This window comes from Arthrobacter sp. CAN_A2, assembly GCF_015752045.1.
GTDB lineage: Bacteria > Actinomycetota > Actinomycetes > Actinomycetales > Micrococcaceae > Arthrobacter_D.
The window spans coordinates 151405-163820 of the sequence record NZ_JADOUS010000006.1; the positions used below are offsets into that span (position 1 = coordinate 151405).

Below are 12416 nucleotides of genomic sequence, written 5' to 3' on the forward strand. Positions count from 1 at the left end.
GTCGAGCGAACTGAGGAGGGGTCAGCCTTCGGCGGGGGCGGAGTCCTTGTCCGTGTCGCCGAACTTCGGGGTGTGGACGGTGCCGAGGGTGATGTGCACGGCCTGCTGGTCGGTGTAGAAGTCGATGGAGCGGTAGCCGCCCTCGTGGCCCAGGCCGGACGCCTTGACGCCGCCGAACGGGGTCCGCAGGTCGCGGACATTGTGGCTGTTGAGCCACACCATCCCGGCCTCGACCTCCTGCGCGAAGGTGTGGGCGCGCGTCAGGTCCTTCGTCCACACGTACGCCGCGAGGCCGTAGCGGGTGTTGTTGGCCAGCCTCAGGGCCTCGGCGTCGTCCTCGAACGGGGTGATGGCGACGACGGGCCCGAAGATCTCCTCCTGGAAGATCCGCGCGTCGGGGGAGACGTCGGCGAAGACCGTGGGCGCGATGTAGTTGCCCTCGGGCAGGTGCTCGGGGCGGCCGCCGCCGGCGAGGAGGCGGCCCTCCGTCTTGCCGATCTCCACGTAGGAGGCCACCTTGGCGTAGTGCTCGGGGTGCACGAGCGCCCCGACCTCCGTCCGTGGATCGTGTGGGTCGCCGACGACGATGGTCTTCGCGCGGGCCGCGTACCTCTCGCAGAACTCCTCGTAGACGGGGCGCTCGACGAGGATCCTGGAACCCGCGGTGCAGCGCTCGCCGTTGAGGGAGAAGACTCCGAACAGCGCCGAGTCGATGGCGGCGTCGAGGTCCGCGTCGGCGAAGACGATGCAGGGGGACTTCCCGCCGAGCTCCATCGACAGTCCCTTCAGGTGCACCGCGGCGTTCCGGAAGATCGTCTGCCCGGTGGTGGTCTCCCCGGTGAAGGAGATGAGGGGGACGTCCGGATGCTTGACGAGGGCGTCGCCGGCTTCCTCACCGAGGCCGTTGACGAGGTTGAACACGCCGTCGGGCAGCCCGGCGTCCGTGAAGATCTGTGCCCACAGGGACGCCGAGAGGGGCGTGAACTCGGCGGGCTTCAGGACCACGGTGTTGCCCGTGGCGAGGGCGGGCGCGAGCTTCCAGGACTCCAGCATGAAGGGTGTGTTCCAGGGCGTGATCAGCCCGGCGACGCCGATCGGCTTCCGGTTGACGTAGTTGATCTGCGAACCGGGGACCTTCATGGCGTCGTCGAACTGGGCGACGATCAGGTCCGCGAAGAAGCGGAAGTTCTCGGCCGCGCGCAGGGCCTGGCCCTTCGCCTGGGTGATCGGCAGTCCGGTGTCGAAGGTCTCGAGCTCGGCGAGCCGGGCCTCCTGCGCCTCGACGGCGTCGGCGATCCGGTTCAGCACGCGGGCGCGCTCGCGGGGCCTCATCCGCGGCCACGGCCCGTGGGTGAAGGCCTCCCGCGCGGCGGCCACCGCGCGGTCGATGTCCTCCTTCTGGCCCGCCGCCGCGGTGGCGTAGGTGGTGTTGGACACCGGGTCCAGGACGTCGAACGTCGCCCCGCCCACCGAGTCGACGAACCGGCCGTTGATGTAGTGCTGGATGGAGGACGGCAGTCCCTCCGGGATGTGCTGCCCTGTCACTGCAGTGGGCTGCGCACTGGGGATCGTCATGGGTGGGTCCTAACCGTGGTCGTGTGCTGCGGCGGAGGCTGCTTCGGAGGCTGCTTCGGAGGCGCTGAAGTGCGTCAGGTAGGCGTCGAGGGTGGCGCTGCGGTGCAGGCGGGCGGCGCGTTCGATGGTGTCCGCGTCGGCCCCGTCCTCGATGAGGGCGAGCAGGTGCGCGTGCTCCTCGACGGACTCGTGGGCGCGCTCGGGCACGAAGCGGAAGGTCGAGGACCGCAGCGACGCGAGCCGGTTCCAGCCGCGGTGCACCAGGTCCAGGATGTGCGGATTGGGGCAGTGCTCGAAGAGGATGGCGTGGAAGTCCTGGTTCAGCCGGGTGAAGCGGACGGGGTCGAAGTCCTGCAGGCAGGACCGCATCTCCTCGTTGACCGCCCGGGCCCGCGCGAGGTCCCCGGCGCCGACCAGCGGCGCGGACAGCGCCGTCGCCGCACCCTCGACGAGGCTCAGGGTCTGCATGGTGTACAGGTATTCGGTGGGGTCGATCCCCGCGACCGTCGCTCCGACGTTCCGCTGGAAGGTCACCAGTCCTTCGGCCTCGAGGCGGCGGATCGCCTCCCGCACGGGCACGACACTGACCCCGAGGTCCTGGGCGATCGCGGCCAGGACAAGCCGATGACCGGGGGGATAAGCGCCGTCCACGATCCGCTGCTTCACGGCACCGTAGGCCTGCTGCGACTTGCTGCCCGCCGCGGGGGCGTCGTCGACGGTCGTGGCCGGCTCAGCCATCGGTGCGCCGCTCCCGCCACTGGTCGTACCGCTGACGCCAAGCGGCGTCCATCGGGTACAGGCCGTCCACGCCGTGCCCGTCGGCCACCATCTCCGCGATGAACGTCTCCTCGCGTTCCTGCACGACGGCGTCCGCGGCCAGGTCCGGCGCGAGGGCGGGCGGGATCACGAGGATGCCGTCGGCGTCCGCGACGATGATGTCGCCGGGCTGGACGGTCGTCCCTCCGCAGGCGATCGTGACGTCGGTGTCCCACGGGATGTGGCGCCGCCCCAGCACGGCGGGGTGCGGGTTGGCGTAGAAGGTGGGCATGTCCATGGCCGCGACCGCGGCGAAGTCACGGACGCCGCCGTCGGTGATGATCGCGGCGGCTCCGCGCACCTGCGCACGGAGGGCCAGGATGTCCCCGACCGTACCGGTGCCCTTCTCGCCGCGGGCCTCCATCACGAGGATCTCACCCTCGCCGACGGTGTCGATGGCGCGCTTCTGGGCGTTGTAGCCGGCGCCGTGGGCACTGAAGAGGTCCTCGCGGTTCGGCACGAAGCGGAGGGTGCGGGCGAGCCCGACGACGCGCCGGCCCGGCTGCGTGGAGGTCAGGCCGTCGATGCTGACGTTGTTCAGTCCGCGCCTGCGCAGCAGGGAGGAGAGGGTGGCGGTGGAGACGCTTTCGAGCGTCGCCTTCAGTGCGGGTGTCAGGACGTCCATCGACACGGGCGTGGGCAGTCCCGCCGCCTCGCGGGAGCCGTAGGCCTCCTCGCGCTGGGCGTCGTCGGCCTTCGGGCGGGCACCGAACGCGGCCAGCGGCGTCGTACCCTCGTTGACCGTCGTGGCCAGCCGACCCGTGGACAGGCCGCCCGCTGTCACCTCGATCTCCAGCAGGTCGCCCGGACCGGCGACCGACGCTCCCGCCGGCGTGCCGGTGAGCACCATGTCGCCGGGTTCGAGTGTGAGGAGCTGGGACAGGTCCGCGATGAGCCGGGCGAACGGGAAGAGGAGGTCGGCGGTGGTGTCGTCCTGCACCAGTGCGCCGTTGTGCCAGGTGCGGATCCGGAGGGCGGCGGGGTCGACGGCGTCGGCCGGCAGGAGCCCGGGGCCTACCGGGGTGAAGCCGTCCCCGCCTTTGGACCGGAGGTTCGAGCCCTTGTCCGCGTAGCGCAGGTCGTAGACGCCGAGGTCGTTGGCGGCCGTGACCCATCGGACATGGCTCCACGCGGTGTCGGGGGAGACCCTGCGGGCGGGGGTGCCGATGATGAGCGCGATCTCGCCTTCGAACCCGAGGAGTTCGCAGCCCGAGGGGCGTTCGACGGCGGAACCGGTCAGGGAGAGGGAGGAGGACGGCTTCAGGAAGTAGGACGGCTGCTCGGGCGTGCGGCCCCGCTGTGCGGCCCGGCTGGGGTAGTTGATGTGCACCGCGATGACCTTGCGGGCTGCAGCCAGGACGCCGTCGTCGAGCAGTTCCACCCGTTGCTCCTCATCGAGTACGAAATCGTATACGAAGAGTAGGCGGGGGTGTTCGGATGCGTCAAGGTCCGCTCTCGTCTGCCGCGTCAGAAATTTCGCCCCGGGCATGGTGGTGGACCGCGGTCCGTGGTGGAATTTGGCATCCGAACGTTCCGCCCGCCCGTGCACCGGGGGATGAGGCTCCAGCCCCGCCTCCGGCACCGGCTCCGACTCGGGAGAACCCCATGGCTGACCGCAAAGCATCGACCCATCCCTCGAAGAAAGCCGCACGCAAGCACTGGAGCGATTTCACAGACGGCCAGAAGGCGAGGGTGATGATCCTCGGCGCCGTGCAGCTGTCCCTGGCCGCGTTCGCCTGGACGGACCTGGCCACACGGCCCAGGGACACGGTGAACGGCAGCAAGGGCATGTGGGCTGCCATCATCGCGATCAACTTCGTGGGGCCCGTGGCGTATTTCTGGAAGGGCATCCGGCGCTGACGCACGCCGCCGGAATGGGATCTCCTGCCCAGTGAGCGTGGGCGGGAGGTAGCGGCTAGAGGACAGCCGAAGTGTCGCTGCGCTGCCGGTTCCCGACGGTGACCAGGACGGCTACTTTCCGTAGCGGTGTTTCCAGGGCCGTCTCGAGGTCCGCTGCGACGGCGGAATGGATGCGATGCAGCACATCCTGAACGTCCGCGCGATCGTCGATCGTCACGTTGAGCGAGAGGTCGCAGGCGGTGGCGCTGCCGCGCAGGACAGCCTCGGCTCCGGTCACTCCGGGAAGGCGCTGCATGTGGTTCTCGACCGCTTCGGAGAGGACCTTGGGCTCGCACAGGGTGTAGCCGGTAGCACCGTCCCCGGCATGAAGTCGGAACGTGCGGGCCGGGTGGCGACGCGGGACCTGCGCAAGCAGCCACAGCAGGGCCAGGATCCCTATGAGCACGGAGACGACCGTCAAAATGATCGGAGTGAGGTCGGCAGCGAACACGTCCCTGAAGGTGCCCGGGAACGCTGGATCGGCCGGCCGTGCGGCACGGAAGCCTGCATCGAGTGATGCGGTGATGGTGGCGGCGAGCCCGGCCGCGAGCAGGATCCCGGCCACTCCGAGGAGCAGGGCCAGCAACCCGATGATGGTCAGCCATGTGCGGTTGAGCCGTCCGGCGGTTTCCCTCATGAGGTCCTACTTCCGTTTTCTACTGCGGCGGGTCACTGATCGGCCGGTGGCTGATCAGCAATGGATCGTGGGCGGACGGGACTCAATCGTTGGTGGTGCGGACCCGGACCGTGACGGTCGGTTGCGGCGTGATCCCGAGGTCCTGCATCTTGGTTTCGAGGGACGCTTTCAGGCGATCACCCAGGTCACCCCCATCGTGCAGGGGTGTGCGGACCTCGACGTCCATCCTGGTGTCGGTGGTGCTCACCGAGCTCCGATCGACGCCGTCGGTGCGATCGATGTGGGCTGCCGCGATCCTGCTCAGCCCGCGGCGGGTGATCACGGCTTCGGAGGTCCCTGCCCGGCGGCTCTCCGGTTCGACGAGCCGGAGGGTTCCGCGCTGGCCGGGGAGGATGCCGGCCAGCAGGAGGATCAGTCCGAGAACGGTCAGGATGATCGCGGCGGCCAGGATGGGCGGCGAGTTCCACGCCAACTGGGCGAGAGTTTGCCGTACGGACCGCAGGAAACCGGGCCATGAGCCGGTCGTGATGCGGGTGATGCCGATCCATGCTCCGGCCACCGCGGCGGCGAGCAGGACCAGCGCTGTGAGTGTTGCCGGGATCGACCGGTTCGAGCGGCGATGCAGCGACTGGGAGGTGCTTGGGCTGCTCATGCGAGCTCCCTTCGGCCCTGACCCCGGGTGGGGTCGAGGAGGGTGTTGATGGCGATGTCGACCTGCCGGACGTCGAGCCCGCAGATCCTGGAGACTTCCTCGCGGACGCTTGTCCGCAGGAGCTCCGTGGTCCGCTTCAGCGGCACCGGGTAGGTGATGCCGACCTCGAGGCGTAGGGACGCGATGAGCCCGTTGAGTTGCACCTCGCACCTGGGCCGCGTCGTCTCCTTGTGGCGGGCGCCGAGTCCGAGGAAACCTCCTACGGGTCCGCTGACGCCGGGCACGTTCGATGCGGCGTTGCTCGCGACCTTCTCGATGGCCTTCTCCGCAATGACGAGGGCTCCCCGCGTCGAAGGATCGGAGCCGGCCGACCGCGCGGACGGGGTGGGCGGGTCCGTCCGGGAGTGCTCGGAACGACGTTCGGTTCCTGCATGCCGGGCAGTGGCCTGAGAGGCGGTGTGGTCCACGTCGGTCACCGGCGGGTGGTGGATCGCCCGGTCAGTGCCCCGAGATCGAGCTTGCCGTCGATGATGCGGGCGACGACCAGTCCGACGGCGCCGAAGAACGCGACGAGGACGAATTCGTAGAATCCGCCGAACGCTGCGGCCCATCCCAGGACGAGGCCGGTCAGCAGGCCCATAGCTGTGGTGCTCATAATCGGGTGCCTTTCCATTGAGCGCCTTCTCGAGGCGCGATTACAGGTGGGGTGCGTGATGCCATCCTGCTGCGCCAACGCGCTTGATCGAGCGATACCGAGCCGGATCGGTCGACGGTAGGACTGCCGAACCGGCTCCAGGTGAGGCCTATCGCCCCCTGTGCGGGGCCATCACCGGCAGCATCGCGCGGTGATGGCCCCCGATGACCCGGTGGGTACTACTGCAGTTCCGCGCGGGCGGCGACGGCGTCGTGCGCGTCGCTGTCCTCGTCCTCGGCCAGGTGTACATCGGTGACGTTGATGTTGACCTCGATGACTTCCAGTCCGGTTGCCTCCTCGACGGAGGAGATGACGTTGCGGCGGATCATCTGGCTGACCTCGACGATCGACGCGCCGTGCTCCACGACGATCGACAGGTCGATCGCTGCCTGGCGTTCCCCCTTCTCGACGGTGACCCCGCCGCTGACATTGGTCTGGGATCCGGGGATGCGCTCGGAGAGGCTGCTGAATGCCCTGCGGCTTGCACTGCCCATCGCGTAGACGCCGGGCACTTCGCGGGTGGCGATGCCGGCGATCTTCTGTACGACGGTCTCGGCGATGGTGGTGTTGCCCTGCCGGGTCTGAAGCGGTCCTACGGGCTGGGTCCTCTCGGCTTCCCGGGACTGCTCCGCCTGGCGCCCCTGCTCCTCGCCCGTGGCGGGAATGACTGCTGCCCGGCGTGCTGCGGTGCTCTGGTCCTCTGTCATCTGAATCGATCTCCTGTGTGAGGGGTTCGTGCCGTACACACTTAAAGACGCCGCCGATTTCGGAACGTCACGCTGATAGCGCACCTATTTTTCGTGCGACATCAGGAACGGGGCCGGCCCCGGAATGCTCGCCTATGCTGATCGGGATGGGCTGGTCCCGTCGAGCCCCGCCGCGTCGAGCTGTCTGGAGAGGAAGCAGATCCTGTGAAACGCCAGCACGACGATGATCCGCCACAGCGCCCGTCCTCGCCGGGCATCGAAGCCGACCTGGATGCGGACCTCACCTCCCTGGTCGAGACCGCCACGACCGGCCAGATGATCGGGCGGGGCCCCGGGACCCGGGAAGAACTGCCGGGGGCTCAGGCAGGCCCCCCGTCATCCCGGCCGGGACCTGTCCCTGATGGTGGAATGAACGGGTCGGCCGCCGTGTCGCTGGATGACCTCGATGAGCTGACCGTCGTCGCCCGCGCGCAGGACGGCGACCTTCACGCCTTCGAGTGGCTGATCTCCGCCTACCAGGGCGGAGTCTTCCGGCTCGCGTTCAGGATGCTTGACGATCACGCGGAGGCCGAGGACATCGTGCAGGAGACTTTCATCGCCGCGTGGCGCAACCTGCCGAACCTCTCGGCCCCCCAGGCCTTCATCCCGTGGCTGTACCGAACGGCGACGAACAAATGCTTCGACCAGCTCCGCAGCCGCCTTCGACGGCCGAGTGATCCTGTCTCCTTCGACGACGGCGCCTCCGATACACCGGGCGCCACAGGAGAGGGTGAGCTGTGGAATCACCTGCCCATGCTGACTGGTGGTCCTGCCCAGGACCCTGCGGCGTACCACGAGGCCGAAGCACAGATGCAGGCCCTGGCCGATCTCCTGCAGACCGTCCCGGCCAGCCTCCGGGCCTGCTGGTTGCTCCGGGGCGTCCACGACTTCTCCTACGCCGAGATCGCCGCGATCGTGCAACAACCTGAAAGCACCGTTCGTGGACGTATTGCACGGGCCCGACGACTCCTCGCAGAAGGGATGCAACCATGGCGTTGAATGAGGATCAGCCGCGTCTGGGGTGCGGACGGCTCATCGACGAAGTGTGGGCGTCCATCGACCAGCCGCCGAGCGTTCACGAACAGACCTGTGCCGACTGCCAGAGCGCGCGCGCAGCACTGCACCACCTCGTCGCGGTCACCGAATCCATGCGCGACCGTGACCGCGACGACGCGGGCCTGCAGCCGGGTCACCGCGTGAAGGAGGCGATCATGATGGTTGCCCGGGCCGAGGTCCGCCGTAGCAGGCGCACCCCGTTGGCCACCACGTCCCTGGGCACGATCGACATCAGCGAGCAGGCCCTGAGCGCACTCATCCGCTTCGCCGCCTCCACCCTGCCCGGCGTCCGCGCACGACGCTGCACCATCACCACCCTCCGGACGGCGCGGACACCCCAGGCAGCCCACAGCATGCAGGGAGGGACGTCCTCGACGACAGTCGTCGACGTCGAGGACGTACGGATCACGCTCACCGTGGCTCTTTCATCGCAGGTGAAGATCCCTGACACCATGGGCCTGCTCCGCGAACGGGTCGGGACCATCGTGCAGGCCCAGACATCGATCACCATGCAGCAGATCGACATCATCGTGGAGGACCTCTATGACATCTGAGCATCCCTCCCAGGCGCGGGTCGTGGACCTGGACAGCATCGCCGGGACGCTCAGCCGCGTCCTCGGCGCACACCCCGGAGTGGTGCGCCTGGAACCGACCATGCGCAGTGTCATGAGCCGATGGAAGATCGCCTCGGTCAATCAACTGCACAAGACCCTGCGGCCCGACACTGCCTCTCCGACCGTCGCTACCCGCGACGGACTGATCCTCTCGCTCACCGACGGCGTCCTCAACGTCCACATCGACGTCGCCACCAACATCGGCAAGCCTGCCCTCGGGTTGGCGCGCGAGGTGCAGGACATCGCCGCGAACCTGGTCCAGTCCAGCGGCCTCGCGGTGGGGCGCATCGACGTCACGATCCTGGCCATCGAAGGAACACCCGACACCTGACGATCCACGGCGCAGGGAGAACCGCTCGCGCTTCATCGATCGGGGTTCGCGGCCGCAATCGGTGAGAGGCCGTCACCCAGCCGCCTGCGGCACCGAGTGACAGGTGGCAGGCCGACGACCCGCACACCAGGCAGGGCGCCGCTGCTAGTGTGGCGCCACCGTCGACCGAGGAGAACAGTGGCACCGGAGATCGACCCGCACGACCTGACACCCCGGCAGATCGAGCTGATCAACGAGGGTCGGAAGCTCGAGGGCATGCACCTGTCCCTCTTCGGCTACTTCGGCGGCCCGGAACTGCAGGGTGCCTGCATCGGGCGCATGCAGCTCGACGAGGACGGCCAGCTCCCGGCGTCCAGCTACGAATCTCCCGAGGACCGGCTGAGGGAGCTGGTTCTCGCGCAGCTGCTCCGCGGAGCCCTGCGGCAGTCCATCCCGATCGTCCTGGATGCGATCTTCGAGGACATCTTCGCCCTGCGCACCCTGAAGGCTGCCGGCGGCGACACGCAGCAGTACATCACCTCCGCCGGGGCACGCGTCGTGGACATGCTGCCGCCGGCGTACCGGCGCTACTACACGTCCGACCTCATGCAGCGCTTCGCCGTCGTCGCGGCCGAGGTGGCCTCGGATTTCGAGCTCGGATGGGAGGGGCCTCGCACGTTCGCCCATGAGCTCGCAGCGTACTGCTTCGCGAGGAAGGGGATCCGGCACGCCGACATCGAGTACGGTGCCGGCCTGGGGGCTGTGAACCTGGATCGATTGATGATCGGGCTGCTCGAGGAGACCGCCGTGCTGGAGAAGACCTACCTGCCGGCGCCTGAAGGTGATGAGCTGAAGCCCCCCGCCTGGTTCGTGCCCCACGACGCCGCATCCCGGGTCAACCCCTACCTCCACCCGGAGGGGATGCCCAGCACGGAGCAGGTCGATCTCCTCGAACACCAGCTCAGCCACGAGGTCGCCGAGAAGTACGCGGGCCCGGCCCGGCAGAAGGCCCTCGCCGGGGGTGCCCTGGTCGACATCAGCCCGTACGCGTCCCGCCAGTACTTCCTCTGCCCGGTCGCCGTCGAGCACTCGGTTGTCGCAGCCCTCGGCCTGGACGACCTGCCGCCGGAGTCCGAGTGGGAGGACCTGCTGCTGCACCCGGCCTGGCATGGCGCCGCGGAACACCCCACCTGGAAGAGCTTCGATTACATCGCCGCCGGGTTCGAGGGCCAGCACCTGTACGTCGCGCTGGTCGCCGGCACCGACGAGATGGACTCGCCGGTCCTGACCATCCAGTACCTCGGCGAAGTCATCGACGAACCGTAGATCTCGTGCCGGCGTCGCTCATCCGGTCGCCGCCGCCGGCCGTCGCTCGAGCGCCGGCGGGCCGACGTTTGACCTCGGTCACCACGTCGGATTAGCTGATGAACAGTCGGCAATCATCACGGACAGGACCCGAATGACGAACAGCGAAGGCACTTCGGCGGCCACCCATGCACAGGGCAGCACCGCTCCGACCTCTCAGTCGGCACCGGTCCATCCTGCATTCGTGAACGACCGGGCCGCCGCGTGGCTGGGCGTGGAGGTGCTACGAGCCGAGTTCGGCGACGTGCTGATCCGCATGCACCTGCGCGAAGAGATGCTCAACGGCTACGGCGTGGCCCAGGGCGGTATGGTGATCGCCTTCGCCGATGTGGCGTTCGCCCTTGCCTGCAATGATCCGAACAGCGACGGGAGCACGGTCACGGTGGCGTCCGGCCTGGACGTCAACTTCATGAATCCTGGATTCGCCGGGCGGACGCTGACCGCCGATGCCACCGTGGTCAGCCAGACCGGCAGGAGCGGACTCTTCGACGTTCGGGTCATCCAGGAGACGGCCGACGGCGGGGAGGAGATCCTCGCCGTGCTGCGCGGCCGATCCCGCACCATCCCCAATCCCGCCTACCGCAGGAAGTAGCACGGACAGTTCCGTAGTGGCGGCTCCGAGTGTCGTCCCGGCGGCGCAGGCGGCTGCGTGGCCGGAGGTCAGGCCGGAATGGTGAGCCCCTGCAACCAGGTGTGCCACGCCGGTTCTTCATGCCGGACGTAGTCCGCCGCGTCGGAGGAGAACAGATAGGCCCGTACGCCTGCCGTTGCCGTATCGGCGCTCTCGCTGTAGGCGAAGACGTTGAGCATGCCGGGCACCGGCGCGGTGAGCCGGACGAGCGCCTGCCTCTCGCCCACACGCTCGACCGTGCCGGTGGCACCGCGAATCCCGACGGTCGCGCCCTCGCCGCCGAGCCCGAGCGCGTCGTGCAGGGTCGACCAGAGCGCCTGTGCGTCGCCGGGATGGGAGGCGGTGGCCTCGAGCGGTGTGGCCTCCTGGCCGGGGAAGTGCGACAGGTAGAGGCGCAGGTTGTCGAAGAACGGCATCCAGCTGGTGCCCATGTCATCCCAGAACTCCGATTCCCAGGCGGCGCCGATCCCGAAGCCACTGCTGGTGACGCGCACGACGCAGGTGCCGCCGGATTGCGCTTCGACGAGGAACTCCGACGTCAGGGGGCTGAGCGCATCCGGGTCCTTGCCCATGAGCGCGGCCCAGTCCTCCTCGTAGGCGATGCGCCGCGGCGGATCCCAGCCGGTGACCCGGCCGTCGGAGCCCATCTCGGGGCCCATGGTGAAATGCAGGGAGCCGCCCTCGCGCTCCTCCATCTCGGTCGGCAGGAACCAGGCGCTCATGCCCCTGGCGGTGGCGATGGCCTGCCACACCTGTTCCGGGGTCCCCGGGACTTCGACATGGAATTCCAGGCGGTACGGGACGTTCGGGATCGTGTTCATCGGTTCTCCTCAGGAAGTGGGTGTGCGGCGACGACGAGCCGGTGCGGGCGCCCATCGTCATGGTGGTAGCGAGCGGTCAGATCGAGCACCGCGGCGGTCAGATCGTCGGCGAAGGCAGCCCGGTCGGCGGCGGACCGGAAGCCGATCCGGGTGTCGATGGTCAGCGTCGGCAGGGTCTTGCCGGACGCGCCGGCTCGGTGCGCCAGGGCGCCGACCTCGCGCACCAGGCGGCCGGCCAGCGCGACAAGGTAGCCCGCCGATAGATGGTCGTCGTTGGCGTCCGGATCAGCGGCGGACGGGCTCACGGCAGCCGGCGACACGACGTACGACGCCGCGGAGGCCCGCAGGACCCGCTCAGTGATGCCTCCGTGCAGGCGCTCCTCGAACAGCTCCACCAGGCCGTACGCCTCGAGCGCCTTGAGGTGGTAGTTGATCTTCTGGCGTCCGAGGCCGACTCGAGCGGCGAGCCCGGCGGCAGAGGCCGGCTCGGCCAGCTCGCCGAGCAGCCGGGCGCGGATCGGATCCAGGACGGCGGCGGCCGCCTCCGCGTTCTCGATGACTTCGACGTCTTGCATGCCACCATCGTGAGCTTGACAATAA

General features: G+C 68.8%; 16 protein-coding genes. 6 read left to right on the top strand and 10 right to left on the bottom strand.

Features of this window, described 5'->3' with window-relative positions; translation table 11 throughout:
- Nucleotides 1–21: 21 nt before the first annotated feature.
- The 3 genes from hpaE to IWX63_RS09665 are packed head-to-tail and all read right to left on the bottom strand — an operon-like array spanning nucleotide 22 to nucleotide 3772.
- Nucleotides 22–1575, bottom strand: a complete 1554-nt coding sequence (gene hpaE, locus IWX63_RS09655) for a 5-carboxymethyl-2-hydroxymuconate semialdehyde dehydrogenase (protein WP_199277955.1) — start codon at nucleotides 1573–1575, stop codon at nucleotides 22–24.
- A gap of 9 nt (nucleotides 1576–1584) precedes the next feature.
- The gene (locus IWX63_RS09660; RefSeq protein ID WP_199277956.1) at nucleotides 1585–2313 is read right to left on the bottom strand and encodes a GntR family transcriptional regulator; all 729 of its coding nucleotides are present in this window, start codon (nucleotides 2311–2313) and stop codon (nucleotides 1585–1587) included.
- A complete protein-coding gene (locus tag IWX63_RS09665; RefSeq protein WP_334685768.1) occupies nucleotides 2306–3772 on the bottom strand; it encodes a fumarylacetoacetate hydrolase family protein in 1467 nt (488 codons plus the stop codon). The genes IWX63_RS09660 and IWX63_RS09665 overlap by 8 nt, the downstream gene beginning before the upstream one ends.
- A 224-nt stretch (nucleotides 3773–3996) precedes the next feature.
- Between IWX63_RS09665 and IWX63_RS09670 the strand changes: the two genes are divergently transcribed.
- Nucleotides 3997–4251 carry a PLDc N-terminal domain-containing protein gene (locus IWX63_RS09670; RefSeq protein WP_199277958.1) on the top strand — a complete coding sequence of 85 codons (255 nt, stop codon included), beginning with the start codon at nucleotides 3997–3999 and terminating at the stop codon, nucleotides 4249–4251.
- Nucleotides 4252–4306: 55 nt separating this feature from the next.
- On the opposite strand, the gene IWX63_RS09675 is transcribed toward IWX63_RS09670, so the two are convergent.
- From IWX63_RS09675 to IWX63_RS09695, 5 genes are all read right to left on the bottom strand, one after another.
- On the bottom strand, nucleotides 4307–4927 hold the full coding sequence (locus IWX63_RS09675) for a hypothetical protein (protein ID WP_199277959.1): 621 nt from the start codon (nucleotides 4925–4927) through the stop codon (nucleotides 4307–4309).
- Nucleotides 4928–5009: 82 nt separating this feature from the next.
- Nucleotides 5010–5579 (bottom strand): DUF6286 domain-containing protein, encoded by a 570-nt coding sequence (locus IWX63_RS09680; RefSeq protein WP_199277960.1) that lies wholly within the window; start codon nucleotides 5577–5579, stop codon nucleotides 5010–5012.
- Nucleotides 5576–6055, bottom strand: coding sequence for an Asp23/Gls24 family envelope stress response protein (locus IWX63_RS09685; protein WP_199277961.1), 480 nt, complete (start codon nucleotides 6053–6055; stop codon nucleotides 5576–5578). The genes IWX63_RS09680 and IWX63_RS09685 overlap by 4 nt, the downstream gene beginning before the upstream one ends.
- A complete protein-coding gene (locus IWX63_RS09690) occupies nucleotides 6052–6234 on the bottom strand; it encodes a hypothetical protein (RefSeq protein WP_043442268.1) in 183 nt (60 codons plus the stop codon). The genes IWX63_RS09685 and IWX63_RS09690 overlap by 4 nt, the downstream gene beginning before the upstream one ends.
- Nucleotides 6235–6452: 218 nt before the next feature.
- Nucleotides 6453–6980 (bottom strand): Asp23/Gls24 family envelope stress response protein, encoded by a 528-nt coding sequence (locus IWX63_RS09695; protein WP_199277962.1) that lies wholly within the window; start codon nucleotides 6978–6980, stop codon nucleotides 6453–6455.
- Between the two features lie 204 nt (nucleotides 6981–7184).
- Here IWX63_RS09695 and IWX63_RS09700 point away from each other — a divergent pair, with 204 nt between their 5' ends.
- From IWX63_RS09700 to IWX63_RS09720, 5 genes are all read left to right on the top strand, one after another.
- On the top strand, nucleotides 7185–8018 hold the full coding sequence (locus IWX63_RS09700) for an RNA polymerase sigma factor (protein WP_199277963.1): 834 nt from the start codon (nucleotides 7185–7187) through the stop codon (nucleotides 8016–8018).
- A complete protein-coding gene (locus IWX63_RS09705; protein WP_199277964.1) occupies nucleotides 8009–8629 on the top strand; it encodes an Asp23/Gls24 family envelope stress response protein in 621 nt (206 codons plus the stop codon). The genes IWX63_RS09700 and IWX63_RS09705 overlap by 10 nt, the downstream gene beginning before the upstream one ends.
- Nucleotides 8619–9020, top strand: coding sequence for a hypothetical protein (locus IWX63_RS09710; RefSeq protein WP_199277965.1), 402 nt, complete (start codon nucleotides 8619–8621; stop codon nucleotides 9018–9020). Before IWX63_RS09705 ends, IWX63_RS09710 begins: the two co-directional genes overlap by 11 nt.
- A gap of 177 nt (nucleotides 9021–9197) precedes the next feature.
- Nucleotides 9198–10325 (top strand): hypothetical protein, encoded by a 1128-nt coding sequence (locus IWX63_RS09715; protein ID WP_199277966.1) that lies wholly within the window; start codon nucleotides 9198–9200, stop codon nucleotides 10323–10325.
- Nucleotides 10326–10548: 223 nt separating this feature from the next.
- Nucleotides 10549–10956, top strand: a complete 408-nt coding sequence (locus IWX63_RS09720; protein WP_334685769.1) for a hotdog fold thioesterase — start codon at nucleotides 10549–10551, stop codon at nucleotides 10954–10956.
- Between the two features lie 68 nt (nucleotides 10957–11024).
- Here IWX63_RS09720 and IWX63_RS09725 read toward each other — a convergent pair whose 3' ends face one another.
- Nucleotides 11025–11816 (bottom strand): SRPBCC family protein, encoded by a 792-nt coding sequence (locus tag IWX63_RS09725; protein WP_199277968.1) that lies wholly within the window; start codon nucleotides 11814–11816, stop codon nucleotides 11025–11027.
- Entirely contained in the window at nucleotides 11813–12391 is a 579-nt protein-coding gene (locus tag IWX63_RS09730; RefSeq protein WP_199277969.1) for an ArsR/SmtB family transcription factor, read from the bottom strand. The genes IWX63_RS09725 and IWX63_RS09730 overlap by 4 nt, the downstream gene beginning before the upstream one ends.
- Nucleotides 12392–12416: the final 25 nt, after the last annotated feature.

What these genes read in the sequence shown, in the direction of transcription:
- hpaE (WP_199277955.1), bottom strand. Translation starts at nt 1,575, where the DNA reads ATGACGATCCCCAGTGCGCAGCCCACTGCAGTGACAGGGCAGCACATC.
- IWX63_RS09660 (WP_199277956.1), bottom strand. Translation starts at nt 2,313, where the DNA reads ATGGCTGAGCCGGCCACGACCGTCGACGACGCCCCCGCGGCGGGCAGC.
- IWX63_RS09670 (WP_199277958.1), top strand. Translation starts at nt 3,997, where the DNA reads ATGGCTGACCGCAAAGCATCGACCCATCCCTCGAAGAAAGCCGCACGC.
- IWX63_RS09675 (WP_199277959.1), bottom strand. Translation starts at nt 4,927, where the DNA reads ATGAGGGAAACCGCCGGACGGCTCAACCGCACATGGCTGACCATCATC.
- IWX63_RS09680 (WP_199277960.1), bottom strand. Translation starts at nt 5,579, where the DNA reads ATGAGCAGCCCAAGCACCTCCCAGTCGCTGCATCGCCGCTCGAACCGG.
- IWX63_RS09690 (WP_043442268.1), bottom strand. Translation starts at nt 6,234, where the DNA reads ATGAGCACCACAGCTATGGGCCTGCTGACCGGCCTCGTCCTGGGATGG.
- IWX63_RS09695 (WP_199277962.1), bottom strand. Translation starts at nt 6,980, where the DNA reads ATGACAGAGGACCAGAGCACCGCAGCACGCCGGGCAGCAGTCATTCCC.
- IWX63_RS09705 (WP_199277964.1), top strand. Translation starts at nt 8,009, where the DNA reads ATGGCGTTGAATGAGGATCAGCCGCGTCTGGGGTGCGGACGGCTCATC.
- IWX63_RS09710 (WP_199277965.1), top strand. Translation starts at nt 8,619, where the DNA reads ATGACATCTGAGCATCCCTCCCAGGCGCGGGTCGTGGACCTGGACAGC.
- IWX63_RS09725 (WP_199277968.1), bottom strand. Translation starts at nt 11,816, where the DNA reads ATGAACACGATCCCGAACGTCCCGTACCGCCTGGAATTCCATGTCGAA.
- IWX63_RS09730 (WP_199277969.1), bottom strand. Translation starts at nt 12,391, where the DNA reads ATGCAAGACGTCGAAGTCATCGAGAACGCGGAGGCGGCCGCCGCCGTC.